The organism is Limnobacter thiooxidans (assembly GCF_036323495.1).
GTDB classification, from domain to species: Bacteria; Pseudomonadota; Gammaproteobacteria; order Burkholderiales; family Burkholderiaceae_B; genus Limnobacter; species Limnobacter thiooxidans.
The window spans coordinates 2,364,809-2,380,418 of the sequence record NZ_AP028947.1 but is presented as its reverse complement, the minus strand read 5'-3'; the positions used below and the strand labels follow the sequence as shown (position 1 = coordinate 2,380,418).

Here is a 15,610-nt window from a genome sequence, read left to right as displayed (position 1 = left end):
GACAGGAGACAAACCTTGAACACTCACCGCCGTGCATGCCATTTGTGTGAAGCCATTTGTGGCTTGAAAATTGAAGTGGAGAATGACCAGGTTGTATCCATTAAGGGCGATGAACAGGACCCTTTCAGCCGTGGACACATTTGCCCCAAGGCGGTGGCGTTGAAAGACATTCAGGAAGACCCGGACCGCCTCACCATGCCAGTGAAAAAGGTGGGTGGCCAATGGGTGAAAACCACTTGGGAAGACGCCATTGAACTGGCCTGTGAAGGTTTGTTCAACGTGCAGCAAAAGTATGGCAACAATGCCGTGGGTGTGTACCAGGGCAACCCGAATGTGCACAACTGGGGATTGATGACCCACAGCTCCAATTTTCTGGGTTTGCTGAAAACCCGCAACCGTTTTTCGGCCACCTCGGTGGATCAATTGCCGATGCAATTGCTGGCCTACTGGATATTTGGGCACCAATTGTTGATCACGATTCCCGATATTGATCACACGGATTATTTCCTGATGCTGGGCGCAAATCCGATTGCATCCAACGGCAGTTTGATGACCGTGCCCGATGTAGCCAAACGCATCAAGGCCTTGCAAGCGCGTGGTGGCAAGCTTGTGGTTGTAGACCCCCGTAGAACTGAAACCGCCCAGGTGGCGGATGAACACCACTTCATCAAACCGGCTGGTGATGCAGCCTTTCTGTTTGCCCTGATCAACACCATTGTTGGGGAAGGCCTGGTCCGAATGGACAGGCTTGCAGCCTTCACCGAAGGTTTGCAGCAGGCACTGGATGCGATTTCAAAGGTAACACCGGAGCTGGCACAAGCCGAGTGTGGAATACCTGCGGACACCATTCGACAAATTGCCCGTGATTTTGCGAAGGCAGACAAGGCTGTGGCGTATGGCCGCATGGGCGCCTGCACACAGCGCCACGGCACATTGGCCCAGTGGGCAATTAATTTGCTGAATCTGATTACAGGCAACACCGACAGGAAGGGCGGCACGCTGGTGACCCACCCGGCCCTGGACCTGATTGCAGCACCGAACAGCAAGCCCGGCAGTTATGGCCGCTGGCACAGCCGGGTGAGCAACAAGCCCGAAGCACTGGGCGAATTCCCCAGTGCAATCATGGCTGAAGAAATGCTGGTTGAAGGGGAAGGGCAGATCAAGGCTTTGGTAACCCTGGCAGGCAACCCGGTGTTGTCTACCCCCAACGGGCAACAACTGGACAAGGCCATTGCCGGACTGGAATTCAGGGTGGCTGTGGACCTGTACATCAATGAAACCAATCGGCATGCGGATGTGATTTTGCCCAGCACGGCACCCCTTGAGCACGACCACTATGACTTGATTTTCAATATTTTTGGTGTGCGCAACCAGGCGAAGTACAGTGCCGCAACCTTGCCGAAACCCGAGGGTTCACTTCACGACTGGGAGTTGATGGACAAGTTGGCTGCCTGTTATTCAGCCAAGCTGGGCAAACCCGCACGCCCATCCATGCCCCCGCAAATGATTCTGGACATGGGTTTGCGAATGGGCCCGTTCGGCATGAACAGCGAGCACAAGCTGAGCCTCGATAAACTGAAGCAGCACCCGGAGGGAATCGACCTAGGACCTCTTAAGCCAAGTTTTCCGCAGCGCTTGCAAACGCCGAATAAAACCATTCAGGCCGCACCCGCCGAGGTGTTGGCCGCCGCAGCAAGTTATGTCGATGGTCTGAGTCAGGCAGGTGGTTCAGGTGCTGATTCGTTGATCTTGATTGGCCGCAGACACATTCGCAGCAACAATTCCTGGATGCACAATTCCGAGCGACTGGTGAAAGGCAAAAACAGGTGCACCGTCATGCTGAGCCCTGAAGATGCAGCTCGATTCCAGTTTGCAGAAGGACAAGACGTGCAGGTCAGCAGCAGGGTGGGAAGTATTACCCTGCCGGTGGAAATTTCCGGCGATGTAATGCCGGGGGTTGTCAGCATTCCCCATGGTTGGGGGCATGACAAATCGGGCATGCAATTGCGAGTGGCCTCCTCACATGCGGGTGTCAGCTGCAATGACTTGACCGATGAACAATGGCTGGATGAGCCCAGTGGCAATGCGGCTTTGAATGGCGTGCCGGTGACGCTTGCGCGGGCAGTTTGATTCCTGCCGGAAAGGCAGCGCGTGACTACTTGGTTTCGCTTTTGCCTGAAGTCAGATTGAACACATTGCCATATCGCGCAAGTATGCTGTAGTACAACACACCCGAGCTGGCATGCAGATTAAGGCTGTTTTGAAGGTAGTCGAAGTAGGCGTTGTCCTGTTCCTGCCTGGCGCTTTGAAGCCTGTTTTCTGCAGCGAGCAATTCAAGTATGGTGTGGGTGCCCAGTTTGTAACCCACTTCAATTGCGTTGCGTGATGCGTTGGCCGAAGCCACTGCGCTGCTGTTGGCCTTGACACGTTGCGCGTCGTTCTGTGCTGTGGTGAACAAGTTGCCAACCCGGTTGCCCAGGTTGATCTCCCCGGCTCGAAGGTCTTCTCGCAATGCTTCGTTGCGCTGAGCCAGTTGCTTGGCCCGGTTGGTGGTTCTACCACCCCCGAACAATTCCCAGCGAAGCTCCACGCCAACCTGCTCGGTTCGGCCACTGTTCAGGCTGATGGCCAGGTTGTCCCCTCCGGAAACATCGCGCTGGCTCACGGATGCCACTGCATTCACTTGCGGCAGGTAGCCGGCCTGCACCGAGCTTCGTTCTTTTTCAGCTACTTCAATATCAAGCCTGCTGGCCACGAGGGAAGGGCTTCTTTCCTGGGCCAGAGCCTTCCAGCCTTTCTGGTCGATGGGTACAAACGGAATCAGGGGTAAATTGGTTTTCAGGGGAGGCAAGTTGATTTGCTGTGTACCCACCTTGCTGGCCAACACATTCTTGCTGGTTTCCAGGGCGTTTTGTGCTGTCAGCCGCTGGCTTCGGGTTTGATCAAACTGGGCCTGTGTTTCCAGCAGGTCCAACTTTGGGAGTGTGCCCAGCTTGAAGCGAATTTTTGCATCTTCCAGGCGTTTGTTCAGCGTTTGCTCACGGCCCTCGGCCAACTTCAATGCGGCTTCGGCCCGCAATACATCAATGTAAGCCGATACAACCTGCATGCGAAAGCGCTGCACTTGATCCACCGCGAGTGCTTCATCTCTTGATTTTTGAAGCAGGGAGGTTTCGTATTGCCGATAGGCAGACAGGTCAAACAGGGGTTGAATGATGCGGGCGGTGACATCGTTTGAATCGTAATCGGTGGTGCCGCCCAAGGTGATCAGGCCGCCATTCAAGGTTGTTCGGTCTTGCTCCAGCTTGTTGTTGGCCACATTGGCCGTCACCAAAACCTGCGGCAACAGACCTGCGCGTGCGACATCCGGCCCCAGCTTTGCGGCGGCGAGATTGGCTTTGATGGAGGCGTGAGCAGGGTCTTTCGACTCGGCCAGTTTGACGGCTTCCAGCAAAGACAATGCTTGTGCAGCAGGCGAGAAGGCCACCAAAAGCAGGCATGCGCAAAGACGCAGATGAGTCATGTAAAAAAACTAAATAAAAATGTTTGTCGTTGAGAGGATAGCAGAGAAATCATGACACTTAATGATTGCTCAAATAAACAATCATTGAGTATTTCTTCTATAATTGATACAAATTTATCCGGTTTCGTTGTGTATTTTACCGATAGAATTTAGTCGCAGCAGTATCTCAAATTATAAAACCTGTCACACTTCTAATCTAAAATTTACATCAAGTTATTCGGGTTAAATTGACTATGTCCAATGCTGAAACCACGCTGCTGCGTGATGGGTTTCCGTTCAGATTTCTTTCACTGACTCCGTTTGAAACGCCAGACTTGCGTTTGGTGGCTGCACTTTTGCGCAGCAGGATACCCGCAACCATCGATCTGGGTCGAAATGCCCAATTGTGGCCAAGTGTGTTCGATGCACTGCCCAATCTGGCCCAAACGGCGAGGCGTTTCAAAACGCCGCTGGGGCTGCGAATTCCCGAAGGTGTGCAGGTTCAATTGCCTGAAGAGGTGAATGCATGTATTGATTTCCTTGTGCTGGGTGAGGGCGTCGGTGTGGCGGCAGGCCCGTCTCCTTTCTGGGTGCTGCACCAGGTGACCTCGGTGGCCAGTGCCTCACAGGCCTTGGAAAATGGCGCCAAAGCACTGATTGTCAAAGGGCAGGAGTCCGCTGGCCGCGTGGGTCACGAGAGCACCTTTGTGCTGCTTCAGCGCGTGTTGAAACTGCTTGCCTGCGAAAACATTCCTGTGTTGGCCCAGGGCGGAATTGGTCTGTACACAGCGCCCGCAGCAATGGTTGCTGGCGCAGCAGGCCTTGTTGTGGATGCTGCTTTGGCTGCGATGCCCGAGTGTTCCCTGCCTGATGCGTTCAAGCAAAAGTTGCTGAATGCCGATGGCAGTGAGGTTCGTACCTTGGCCGGGAGTACCAACGTTTGGGTTTCCAATCCCAAGTTTCTGGCGGGTATTGAGCAACTAGATCTGAATGCGCTGGAGCAGCGCATGACAAACACCGACGACACGCGCGTGTGGGCGGTGGGTCAGGATGTCGCCTTTGCTGGCCAGATGGCCAAGCGATTCTCTTCAGTTGCCGAACTGTTTTCCGGACTTCAGCAGGCCATTCGCGCCCAGCTTCGCCAGGCCCAATCGCTTCAGGTTTTGAAACCTGGAAACGCCTGGGCGCAAAGCCATGGTGTGCGTTTTCCGGTGGCGCAGGGGCCGATGACGCGGGTCAGTGACACCCCCGAGTTTGCACATGCCGTAGCCCGCGCGGGAGGACTTCCCTTTTTGGCCTTGTCGCTGTTGAATGCCGCAAGCTGTCGCAAGCTGCTTGAGGAAACTACCAGCCAACTGGGCAGCATGCCTTGGGGGGTGGGCGTGTTGGGTTTTGCTGACCCCGCAGTTCTGGAGCCACAACTGGCCCTGCTGGAAGAATTCAAACCGTCTGCGGTGTTGATTGCGGGTGGTCGACCAGCTCAGGCGCAGGCTTTCACACAGCGCGGAGTTCCGGCTTACCTTCATGTGCCATCGCCGGGCTTGCTCGACCTGTTCCTCAAGGAAGGTGCACGCCATTTTGTATTCGAAGGCCGTGAATGTGGTGGCCACGTGGGCCCGCGTTACAGCTTTGTGTTGTGGGAGCAGGCGGTCAGCCGCATGCTGGAACAAGACGACTTGACCAGCCTGCATGTGCTGTTTGCCGGCGGTATTCACGATGAAGTTTCTGCCGCCATGGTGTCGGTGATAGCCGCACCGCTTGCCGCCCGTGGTGCCAAGGTGGGTGTGTTGATGGGCACGGCCTACATCACGACGCCCGAGGCTGTGCAACATGGTGCGGTGCTGGAAGAGTTTCAGCGCCAAACCCTGGAAGGTCAGGAAACGGCCTTGATTGAAACCGCGCCCGGGCATGCCATTCGTTGTTTGCCTTCCGGTTTTATTGATTTGTTCAATCAGGAAAAAGAACGTCTGTCGCAAGCAGGTGTGGACACCAAGGCGGCCTGGGCCCAACTGGAATCACTGACCGTAGGCCGTTTGCGAATTGCTACAAAAGGGCAAGACCGAATCAACGGTGAACTGGTCGAAGTGCCTTTGCAGCAGCAGTTGGACGAAGGCATGTACATGATCGGCCAGGTGGCTGCCCTTCAGAACAGTTTGCGCACGGTAGAACAATTGCACCGCGATGTGAGTGAAGTGGCTGTGCAATGGTTGGGGCAGGTATCAAGCCCCTCGGTGATGCATGAAGATGTACCCGAGCCCATCGCCATTGTTGGCATGTCCTGTATTTATCCTGGTTCGGAAAACCTGGAGTCGTTCTGGAACAATGTGTTGCAGGGTAAAGACCTGGTGGGCGAAGTGCCACAAGACCGTTGGTCTGTGGCTCAGTATTACGCAGGCGAACATGCCGAACCCAACAAGAGCGTCAGCAAGTGGGGTGGGTTTATTGACCCGGTTGCGTTTGATCCGCTGGAGTTTGGTATTCCACCTTCGACGATTCCATCGGTTGAAACAGTTCAACTGCTCTCGCTGAAAGTGGCGAAGGATGCACTGGCCGATGCGGGCTATGCGAACAAGTGGTTCAACCGCGAAAAAACCGCTGTTATTTTCGGTGCGGAAGCGGGCATGGACCTGGCCAACCAGTACACCTTCAGAAACCTGTGGCAGCAATACGCAGGCGACCTGCCCGAAGCACTCGACAAGGCGTTGCCACCCCTGACCGAGGACTCATTCCCCGGCATGCTGGTCAATGTGATTTCCGGGCGAATTGCCAACCGCCTCGGTTTGGGGGGCGTGAATTACGCAGTCACCTCCGCATGTGCCAGTTCGCTCACGGCCATTGAACTGGCCGTGAAGGAATTGCGCAATGGCAGCAGTGACATGGCGCTGGCAGGTGGTGCAGATTTTCACAACGGTATCAGCGATTACTTGATGTTCACGTCCGTAGGTGCGCTGTCGCCCAAGGGGCGATGCCGTTCTTTCGATGCGCAGGCCGATGGCATTGCGCTGGGCGAGGGTGTGGGCGTGGTGGTGCTCAAGCGGCTTTCCGATGCGGTGGCGGATCAGGACCGAATTTACGCAGTGATCGACGGCATTGCCGGCTCAAGCGACGGCAAGGGCCTGGGCCTGACTGCGCCTCGCAAGGAAGGACAGAAACGGGCCTTGGAGCGCGCGTATTTGCAGGCCGGTGTGTTGCCCGCCGAAGTGGGTTTGGTGGAAGCGCATGGCACCGGTACGGTGGTGGGCGACCGCACAGAATTGTCTACCTTGACCGAAGTGTTTGTGGCCGGTGGCGGTGTCGCGGATCAGGCGGTTTTGGGTTCTGTAAAAAGCCAGATCGGCCACACCAAGTGCGCAGCCGGTATTGCCGGTTTGATCAAGATCACGAAAGCCCTGCACCACAAAGTGTTGCCGGGTACTTTGCACGTGGCGCAGCCCAACCCCGGTTACCAGGCAGACACCAGCCCGTTCAAATTCACTGAAAAGCCCTTGCCCTGGTTCAGCAGCCACACCCGTCGCGCTGCGGTCAGCGCCTTCGGTTTTGGTGGTGCCAATTTCCATGCCGTGTTGTCGGAATGGAACGGGCAGGGCGCTCAACACAACTTGCCTTACAACTCGCAGTACAGCCTGCAGCAACGCCCGCACCATGGTGCCAGCGAATGGCCTTGCGAGCTGTTTGTAGTCCGCGGTAATTCGCCCGAAGAGGCCCTCCAACACATTCGCAAATTGTCGACCTGGCTTGAGATGACTCAAAAGCCAGCGCGTCTTGCAGACCTGGCGTGCACCCTGTGGCAGGCAGGTTCAGGCGATGTGCAGTTTGCCTGGGTTGATCAAAACACCGAATCGCTGAAAGCGACCTTGAACAAACTGCTGACCGGTCAAGTGGACAAAGCCGTGCAACTGGGCAAGCTCCAACGCAGCACGCGCGCCGCATTCCTGTTTTCAGGGCAGGGCAGCCAGCACCCCGGTATGCTGCGTGACCTGTTTGTGTATTTCCCAGGTTTGCAGGCCGTATTTGCGCAACACCCTGAACTGGCCGCGCTCGTGTTTCCGGCCAAGGCACACGGCGAAGCGGCTCAGCTTGCCCAGCAAATAGCGGTGACCGACACGCGGGTGGCACAACCCGCATTGGGCGCGGTGGAGTGGGCGCTGCATGAATGGCTAGATGGTTTTGGCGTGAAACCCGCCATGGCAGCGGGCCACAGTTACGGCGAATTGCCAGCATTGGCCGCTGCCGGTGCAATTGACCCAACAGCATTGCTGAGCCTGTCACGCCAGCGTGCGCTGTCCATTCTGGATGCTGTGGGTGACGACCCAGGCTACATGGCCGCAGTGTCGTCTGATCGCCTGACGATTGGCGCCTTGCTTGAAGGTTTTGAGGGTGTGGTGATGGCCAACCAGAACAGCCCTTCGCAAGTCGTGATCTCTGGTCCCACAGCCGCCATGGATGCAGCCTTGCTGCACTTGAAAGCCAATGGGCTGGCTTGCAAACCAATCGCCACGGCCTGTGCGTTTCATTCGCCGCAATTGAGCGATGCAAGCGTGTCCTTTGCGCAGGCTTTGCGTCAGATCAATTTGAAGTCACCGGCATTCCCCGTGTTCAGCAACAAGACATCCCTGCCGTATGACGCAGGCATTGATGAGTTGGTCAGTACGCTGGCCGAACAGATTTCAAGCCCGGTTCGCTGGGTGGAAGAAGTTGAAAACATGGTGGCACAAGGTGCTGACCTGTTTGTGGAGATTGGTCCCAAGCGCGTGTTGACTGGCCTGTTGGGCAAGATTCTTCCCGGCTCTCCTATTCCCGTTGTCGCCATGGACCAGGCCGAGGGCACACTGGCTGGTTTGCTGGGTGCGTTGGCTCAACTTGCGGTGAGTGTTCAAAACTTTGACGCGAGCGAGTTGTTCAACGGCCGTAGTGCGTCAGTGGATCTGGACAAGCCTGAAACACTGGCGGCCTCGACATGGTGGCTGGACGGTGCCAAAGCTGTGCCCGCACGGCCAGGCAATTTGCGCATTGTGCCCCCCGTGACTAAGCCTGTCGTTCAGGTGGGACATGTTTCACGGCCTGAATCAGTGGCAGCAACCTCAGTGCCAGTTGAATCGTCTTCAGCGGTATTCAATTACCTGAACAACATGCGTGAACTGGTGAATGCCCAGCGTGATGTGTTGATGAGTTACCTGGGTACACCAGACCAGCCGATGTCACGCAACCTGATTCAACCTACCGTACACCAAGCTCGATTTGATTCACCGATTGATTCAACTTCAGCCGCACGTTTGCCTGTTCCATCGTCCAGGCTTTCATCATCGGTAGAAGTATCCCCGCAGCCAGCGCTTTCACCCGCGCAAGTTTTGCTTGCACTGGTCAGTGAGCGCACAGGGTATCCGGAAGAAACACTGGATCTTGATCTCGACCTGGAAGCCGACCTGTCGATTGACTCCATCAAGCGGGTGGAAATTACAGGCGAATTGTCTGACTCGTTGAATCTGAAGAACCGCCTGGGTGCAAATGCAGCAGCCCAAATCGAAAAACTGGGGCAAAGTAAAACCCTGCGCCACATGCTGGATTTGCTGGAGGAATTGCTGCCAGTCGGGGAGCAGCCTGCGGTGGCTGCAACATCGACCGAGCCCGCTGTGTCTGATTCGGCGGTGAACACCGGGTCTGCTGAAACGCTGTTGCTCGGCATTGTTTCTGGTACCACCGGGTATCCGATTGAGGCACTGGAATCGCACCTGGATCTGGAAGCAGATTTGTCGATTGACTCCATCAAACGAGTGGAAATTGTCGGTCAGTGGCTGGATGCCTTGGGCTTGGCGGCAGGTCAGGAAAGTCGCCGGAAGTTGAGTGCAGCACTTGCCAATGCGCGAACACTGCAAGACATGCTGCAGGTGTTCAATGCAAGCCAGGCCAATGAGCCCAGTCTGGCCAGTCAGGCCGCTGCGAAGGCAGTGAATGTTGAGGTGGAAGAGCAGAACATTCCCTTCGAACGTTATGTGCTTCGCAGCCGGGAAATACCGGAAACACGGGAGCGAATCAATTTGACCGGGCAGTTTGTCTGCCTGACGCGCGATACCCTGGGTGTGTCGGATGTGCTGGCCGATTTGCTCAAGGCACAGGGTGCGTTTGTGGATTCGGTTTATTTCCAGGATGGGCCCCATGTGCTGACCAGTGCGGCCATCAAGGCTGAAGTCCTGGTGCACTTGTGGAGCATAGATCCTGCCTCGCGCATTGCGGATGTGAAAGCCTTTTTCACCATGGCACGCGCTGCGGTGTTGGCAGGCTGCAAGCACATTCTGGTGGTCACTGCATTGGGCTTGAAACCTTCCATGGCCACAAGCAACCCGGATCGCGGTGCTGGGCTGGCTGGTTTGGTGAAATCATTGGCGCGTGAGTTTCCTGACTTGAATGTGCGTGTGCTGGATGTGGACGCAGACCAGGCGCCTGCAGAGGTTGCCCATGCAGTGAATCTGGAGTTGATGGGCAAGGATCGTTTCAACGAAGTTTTGCGCCGCGGGAATAGCCGCTATGTGGTCGATGTAGTGCCCAGCATTCTGGAAGCAGGGCAGATCCAGAACCTGCCATTGAATTCGGACAGTGTGGTGTTGCTGACTGGTGGAGCCAAGGGAATTACTGCCTTGGTCGCGGTGGAGTTGGCGCGTCGCCACGGTTGCAAGTTGGAACTGGTGGGGCGGTCTGCTGCACCACAGGGTGAGGAATCAGAACACACGCGTGGAGAAACCGACACCAAGCGTTTGCGACAAATTCTGTTGACCGCACACCCGGAGAGCAAGCCCGCTGAAATTGAAAAACGAATTCGCACGCTGTTGTCTGAACGTGAATTCCGTCAGACCATGCAGCTCATCCAGTCGGTGGGGGCTGAAGTGGCTTATCACGCGCTGGACGTGCAGGACAGTGCGGCATTTGCGGACCTGATTCAGAACATTTATCAAAAGCATGGTCGGATCGATGGTGTGGTTCATGGCGCAGGTGTGATTGAAGACAAGCTGCTCAAGGACAAGACACAGGAAAGTTTTGAGCGGGTGTTCAACACCAAGGTGAATGCAGCGCAAGTATTGCGCGACCAGATTCGTGACGATGTCCAGTTCGTGGTTTTCTTCTCCAGTGTCGCCAGCGCGTTCGGTAACCGCGGGCAGGCCGATTATGCCAGTGCAAATGATGCGCTCGACAAGATTGCGCACAGTTGGCAGGCCCGCATCAAGGGCCGGGTACTGTCGGTGAATTGGGGGCCTTGGGCTGACACAGGCATGGTCAACGATTCTTTGCGCAAGGAATATGCAAGCAAGCAGATTGGCCTTGTACCCAAAGACGAGGGCGTGTTTGCATTGCTGGCGGAGCTGGCCTGCACCAAGGTGGAAGCACAGGTGGTGTTGATGTCGGGCAAGCCTGCCAGCTTCCTGGGTGACTCAATCAGTGAAGCGGCGGGCCACGGGGCATGAGCATGGAGAAGATTGCCATCATCGGCATGGCCTGCGTGTTTCCGGGGGCCAAGGATCTTCAAAGTTATTGGCGCAATATCTGTGATGGCAAAAGCGCCATCACGGAAGTGCCGGCACAACGATGGGACATGTCCCATTACGACCCGCAGTCACGGGATGTGGACAAGTTCTATTGCAAGCTGGGCGGCTTCATCGACCCGGATGCAGAATTTGATCCGCTTGAATTCGGCATCATGCCAAAAACCGTGGAGTCGGCTGAACCAGATCAATTGCTCGCCCTGAAAATCGGGCAAATGGCTCTCGACGATGCGGGCTATCTCGACAAAGACTTTCCGCGCGAAAAAACCGGCGTCATCGTGGGCAAAGGCAACTATGTCAGCGCAGGCGTGATTCGACTTGAACAGCATGTGCGCGTGGTGCCGCAAATCGTGAGCACCTTGAAGTCGCTGTTTCCCGACCTGGACACTGCCGACATTCAGAAAGTGAAGTCGGCTTTGACGGCGCAGTTGACGCCTTATGGTCCTGACGTTGCCTCAGGCTTGATTCCTAATTTTACCGCATCCCGGCTGGCCAACCGTCTTGATTTGCACGGCCCTGCCTACACAGTAGATGCTGCATGCGCCAGTTCCCTGCTGGCCGTTGAACAGGCTTGCCAGTTGTTGTCAGCCAAGACCGCCGACCTGATGCTGGTGGGTGGTGTGCATGTGTCGCATGACCTGACTTTCTGGGCCACTTTTTGCCAGTTAGGTGCCATGTCGCGTTCAGGAAAAAGCAGTCCGTTTTCTGCGCTGGCCGATGGCATTCTTGCTGGCGAAGGTGTCGGCATGGTGGTGCTCAAAAGGCTTGACGACGCGCTGTTTGACAACGACAGAATTTATGCCGTTATAGAAGGTGCGGGCTCTGCCAGTGATGGCCGGGCCAGTAGCCTGGTGGCGCCTTCAAGCTCAGGGCAATTGCTTGCCATGGAACGGGCGTGGTCCACCGTGGGCAAACACAGAAGCCAGATCGGTCTGCTGGAAGCGCATGGCACAGGCACACCCGCCGGGGACGATGTAGAACTGGATACAGTGGGCCGATTCTTCGGTGAACCCCAAGCGGGCAGGCGCGCCGTGATTGGGTCGGTGAAATCGATGATCGGACACGCCATGCCGGCCTCGGGCATGGCTTCGCTGATCAAGGTTGCGTTGTCCGTGTACCACGGTGTACTCCCACCAACATTGAATTGTGATCAGCCTCATCCCCGCTTGCAGCGCACGGCATTCAAGGTGCTGGGGAAAGCCCTGCCGTGGAATGCTCCTGTCACCGAACGGCTTGCAGGGGTTAATGCTTTCGGCTTTGGCGGAATCAACGCTCACTTGGTGTTGAGCGGTTGTGCAGCTGGTCAGGACCATGAAAAATCAGCCTTGCTCAAGCCTGTGTTGCGTTTGGCCGCAAGCAATCCACAAGCGCTTCTGGAACAACTGGATTTGTACGAAAAAACAGGTCGCGTGGGTCGTTTGGCAGGTAACTGTCGACTTGCTGTACTGGATCCGGATACCAAGCGCCTGGCTGTAGCCCGCAAAGCGATTGTGGCTGGCAAGCCCTGGATGGGGCGTCAACAGGTCTGGTTTACACCCAGTGGTTTGTTGTCGGCGGGTGGCAAGGTTGCATTTGTATTTCCCGGTGTAGACAGCCAGTTCAACCCGCGTACCGAGGGGTTTGAGACCTTTTTTGACAAGCCTTTGCCCGAGTATTCTGTGCCGCAATCCACCTCGGACAATTTGTTGCCGGTGGTGTTGGGTCTGTTGGGGTTCAACCGTTACCTGTTTGACCGCTTGTCAGAATTGCGTGTACTTCCTGATTCCTATGCGGGTCACAGCATCGGTGAGTGGAGCGCCATGCTCACATCCGGCATGATGGACCAGTCGGTTTCAGACATGACCAATGCAAGCTTGAAGTTTGATGATTTCAAGTTTCCCGATGTGCGTTTTCTGGCTGCATCCTGCAGTGTTCAAATGCTTCAGCAGCAGTTCGCAGGTCTGGAGCGTATCGAGCTTTCTCACGACAATTGTCCCAATCAGGTGATTGCCTGCGGGCCCCAGCAGCAAATCAATACCTTGGCTGAACGGCTGGCTTCGCTGGGTGTGTTCCATCAAGTGCTTCCGATTGTGTCGGGTTTTCACTGCTCCCTGTTTAACGGGCACTTGGGTTGGTACAAACGGTTTTTTGATTCAGTGGCTTTGCGTCCCACGGTGGACACGGTGTGGTCTGCAACCACGGCGCAACCCTTCCCGGCGAAGGAGTCTGACAAAAAAGCCCTCGCCATTGAACACCTGGTCAAACCGGTGCGGTTTCGCGAAACGATTTTGAACATGTATGAATCGGGTGTTCGCGTGTTCGTTCAAGTCGGTTATGGTTCGCTGCCAGGCTTTGTTTCTGACACGCTAGGCAAGCTGCCGCACGCGGCGCTGTACAGCAGCCATGACAGCCGCGAAGGCTTGCTTCAATTGCAACACCTGTGTGCCGCGTTGTGGGTTGATGGTCTTGATTTTTCCGCGCGGCTGCTGCCTGATTGCCCAGTGGAACGCCCATCGAATTCTGCGCAAAATGTACGTTTGCAATTGGGTGTTCCAGCCCTGGGTGACGTTCATGTCGATCTGCAAGCAAGGCATTTGCAAAGCCAATCGACTGATCTGGATGATCCTGATCTCAATGATGAAGTGGGTCAGTTGATTCGAACGACCTTGCGGGACATTCAATCCAGCAGTCGAGAAGTGGTGAATCTCTGGAAGCAGGCCCGCACTGCACACGTCCAGCAAAATCCACAAGGTCAGCCCATGCATGCCCGTGCAGCAACTGCCATTTCATCTCAAACCCAGCCAGTTACGACAAGCCGATTGCTGGACTTGAACGACACAATACCCTGGGTTCGAGACCACGAACTGTACCCGCAGAAGCCGGATTGGCCGATTGTGGAAGATCGCCACCCGGTTGTGCCCATGACCATGGAAGTCCTCATGGTGCGAGACTTGGTACAGGAACATCTGCAGCGACAGGGGTTGAGTGAATGTGTAGTAGCGGTCACCGCGATTGAAGCCTTCAACTGGCTGGCTGTGAGCAAGCCCGTGACTGTTGATATGCAAATCAATGCTTTGTCGGAAAGCTGTTTCTCGGTCGAAATCAAGAACTATTTCAGGGCTGTGGTTGAAGTGGCTGGTGGATGGACAAACCCGCTTGAACCACTGGAGCCACTTCAAAATTCGCGCGACTCGCAGGTGGATGCGAAGTCGCTGTACCGCGAACGGTGGATGTTCCATGGCCCGGCCTATCAGGGCGTGGATTGTATTCAAGCCGTGGGTGACAATGGAATTGATGGGGTATTGAAAGTGCCTTCCGGGCAGGGTTCCCTGCTGGACAACATGGGTCAGCTTGCCGGTTACTGGGTGATGGAATTGCCCGAGAATTGCCTGGCCATGCCGATTGGTGTGGATCGAATCGAGTTTCACGCCGCAGATCCCGAAGTGGGTGAGTTGTTGCAGGCGCAAGTGCGTATTCGTACTTTGACTGAACTGGAATGTGTTTCAGATCATCGCCTGTTTAATCAGCAAGGGCACTGTGTGCTCTCCATTACTGGCTGGAAAACACGCCGTTATCAGATGGACAAGCGGCTTTGGGAAAATTCCAGAAAGCTGGATACCCAGGCCTGTTCTGTTGAACTGCCACCCAACATCGCCTTGTTTGAAGACCGATACGACACTGCAATTCTTCGCGATTATTTGTCGCGCCGTTACTTGACCGCGCTGGAACAGCGCGTGTACCAAACCATTGCACCCAAGCGAAAGCGCCAATGGCTGGCAGGCCGTGTAGCCGCCAAGGATGCTGTATTTTTCCTTTTGAAATCCAATGGCGTGTCATCGGTTTTTCCCCAGGAAATGTGTGTGTACAACGACGACACTGGCAAGCCGGTGTTGCATCCCAATGTCAGCACGACAGTGCCAGTCAACCTGCATATTTCAATTAGCCACAAGGACCAATACGGGGTGGCCATTGCAGACACCCAGCCCGTGGGCATCGACATTGAACGCATTGATAACTTTTCTGAAAGTGCCATCAACCTGGCATTCAGTTCGCAGGAAAACAGCCTGGTACTTCGTGCAGGCGAAGACCGCACGCTGGGCTTTCTGCGTGCCTGGGTGGCGAAAGAAGCCTACGGAAAATACAGGGGAACAGGTCTGGGCGGGCACCTGCTTGACTACCGGATCGAAGCCCGTGTGGACGATTATTTTTGTATCGGCGGCATTTGGGTGATCACGCACCGCTTGCCCCAACACGTCTTGGGCTGGACATTGCCCAAGGGAATTTCACCATTGAACATCAACGCTTCCAGCAAATGACCCAAACCCTGATTTTGAATCTTGTTGTTGAAAAAATTCGCTCCACCATCAATGAGGACTGGATCCATGATTTTGAAATCGATCTTGAGACCCGCTTCAACGAAGACCTGGAAATCGAGAGCATTGAATTCGTCAAGATCGCCAATGCGATTCAACAGCATTATGGTGACCGTCTGAATATTGCTGCCTGGCTTTCAGGCAAATCGATCAATGAGCTCATTGGTTTGAATGTGGGTCAATTGGTTGATTACATCGAAACGCAGACAGAATCCAAATAAGGT

General features: G+C 55.3%; 5 protein-coding genes. 4 read left to right on the top strand and 1 reads right to left on the bottom strand.

Annotated elements, in window-relative coordinates; all coding sequences use genetic code 11:
* Window positions 1-15 precede the first annotated feature (15 nt).
* On the top strand, window positions 16-2,130 hold the full coding sequence (locus RGQ30_RS10790) for a molybdopterin oxidoreductase family protein (RefSeq protein WP_130555911.1): 2,115 nt from the start codon (window positions 16-18) through the stop codon (window positions 2,128-2,130).
* A gap of 25 nt (window positions 2,131-2,155) precedes the next feature.
* Here the strand turns inward: RGQ30_RS10790 and RGQ30_RS10785 are convergent, their stop codons facing one another.
* Window positions 2,156-3,523, bottom strand: a complete 1,368-nt coding sequence (locus RGQ30_RS10785) for a TolC family outer membrane protein (protein ID WP_130555912.1) — start codon at window positions 3,521-3,523, stop codon at window positions 2,156-2,158.
* A gap of 233 nt (window positions 3,524-3,756) precedes the next feature.
* On the opposite strand from RGQ30_RS10785, the gene RGQ30_RS10780 reads away from it, so the two are divergent.
* The 3 genes from RGQ30_RS10780 to RGQ30_RS10770 are packed head-to-tail and all read left to right on the top strand — an operon-like array spanning window position 3,757 to window position 15,607.
* Window positions 3,757-10,956 (top strand): SDR family NAD(P)-dependent oxidoreductase, encoded by a 7,200-nt coding sequence (locus RGQ30_RS10780; protein WP_338284886.1) that lies wholly within the window; start codon window positions 3,757-3,759, stop codon window positions 10,954-10,956.
* The gene (locus RGQ30_RS10775; protein ID WP_130555914.1) at window positions 10,953-15,329 is read left to right on the top strand and encodes a beta-ketoacyl synthase N-terminal-like domain-containing protein; all 4,377 of its coding nucleotides are present in this window, start codon (window positions 10,953-10,955) and stop codon (window positions 15,327-15,329) included. Before RGQ30_RS10780 ends, RGQ30_RS10775 begins: the two co-directional genes overlap by 4 nt.
* Window positions 15,326-15,607, top strand: a complete 282-nt coding sequence (locus RGQ30_RS10770; protein ID WP_130555915.1) for an acyl carrier protein — start codon at window positions 15,326-15,328, stop codon at window positions 15,605-15,607. Before RGQ30_RS10775 ends, RGQ30_RS10770 begins: the two co-directional genes overlap by 4 nt.
* Window positions 15,608-15,610 lie beyond the last annotated feature (3 nt).

Excerpts from the sequence above, each read along its gene's own strand:
- RGQ30_RS10770 (WP_130555915.1), top strand. The coding sequence starts at position 15,326 with ATGACCCAAACCCTGATTTTGAATCTTGTTGTTGAAAAAATTCGCTCC.
- RGQ30_RS10785 (WP_130555912.1), bottom strand. The coding sequence starts at position 3,523 with ATGACTCATCTGCGTCTTTGCGCATGCCTGCTTTTGGTGGCCTTCTCG.
- RGQ30_RS10775 (WP_130555914.1), top strand. The coding sequence starts at position 10,953 with ATGAGCATGGAGAAGATTGCCATCATCGGCATGGCCTGCGTGTTTCCG.
- RGQ30_RS10780 (WP_338284886.1), top strand. The coding sequence starts at position 3,757 with ATGTCCAATGCTGAAACCACGCTGCTGCGTGATGGGTTTCCGTTCAGA.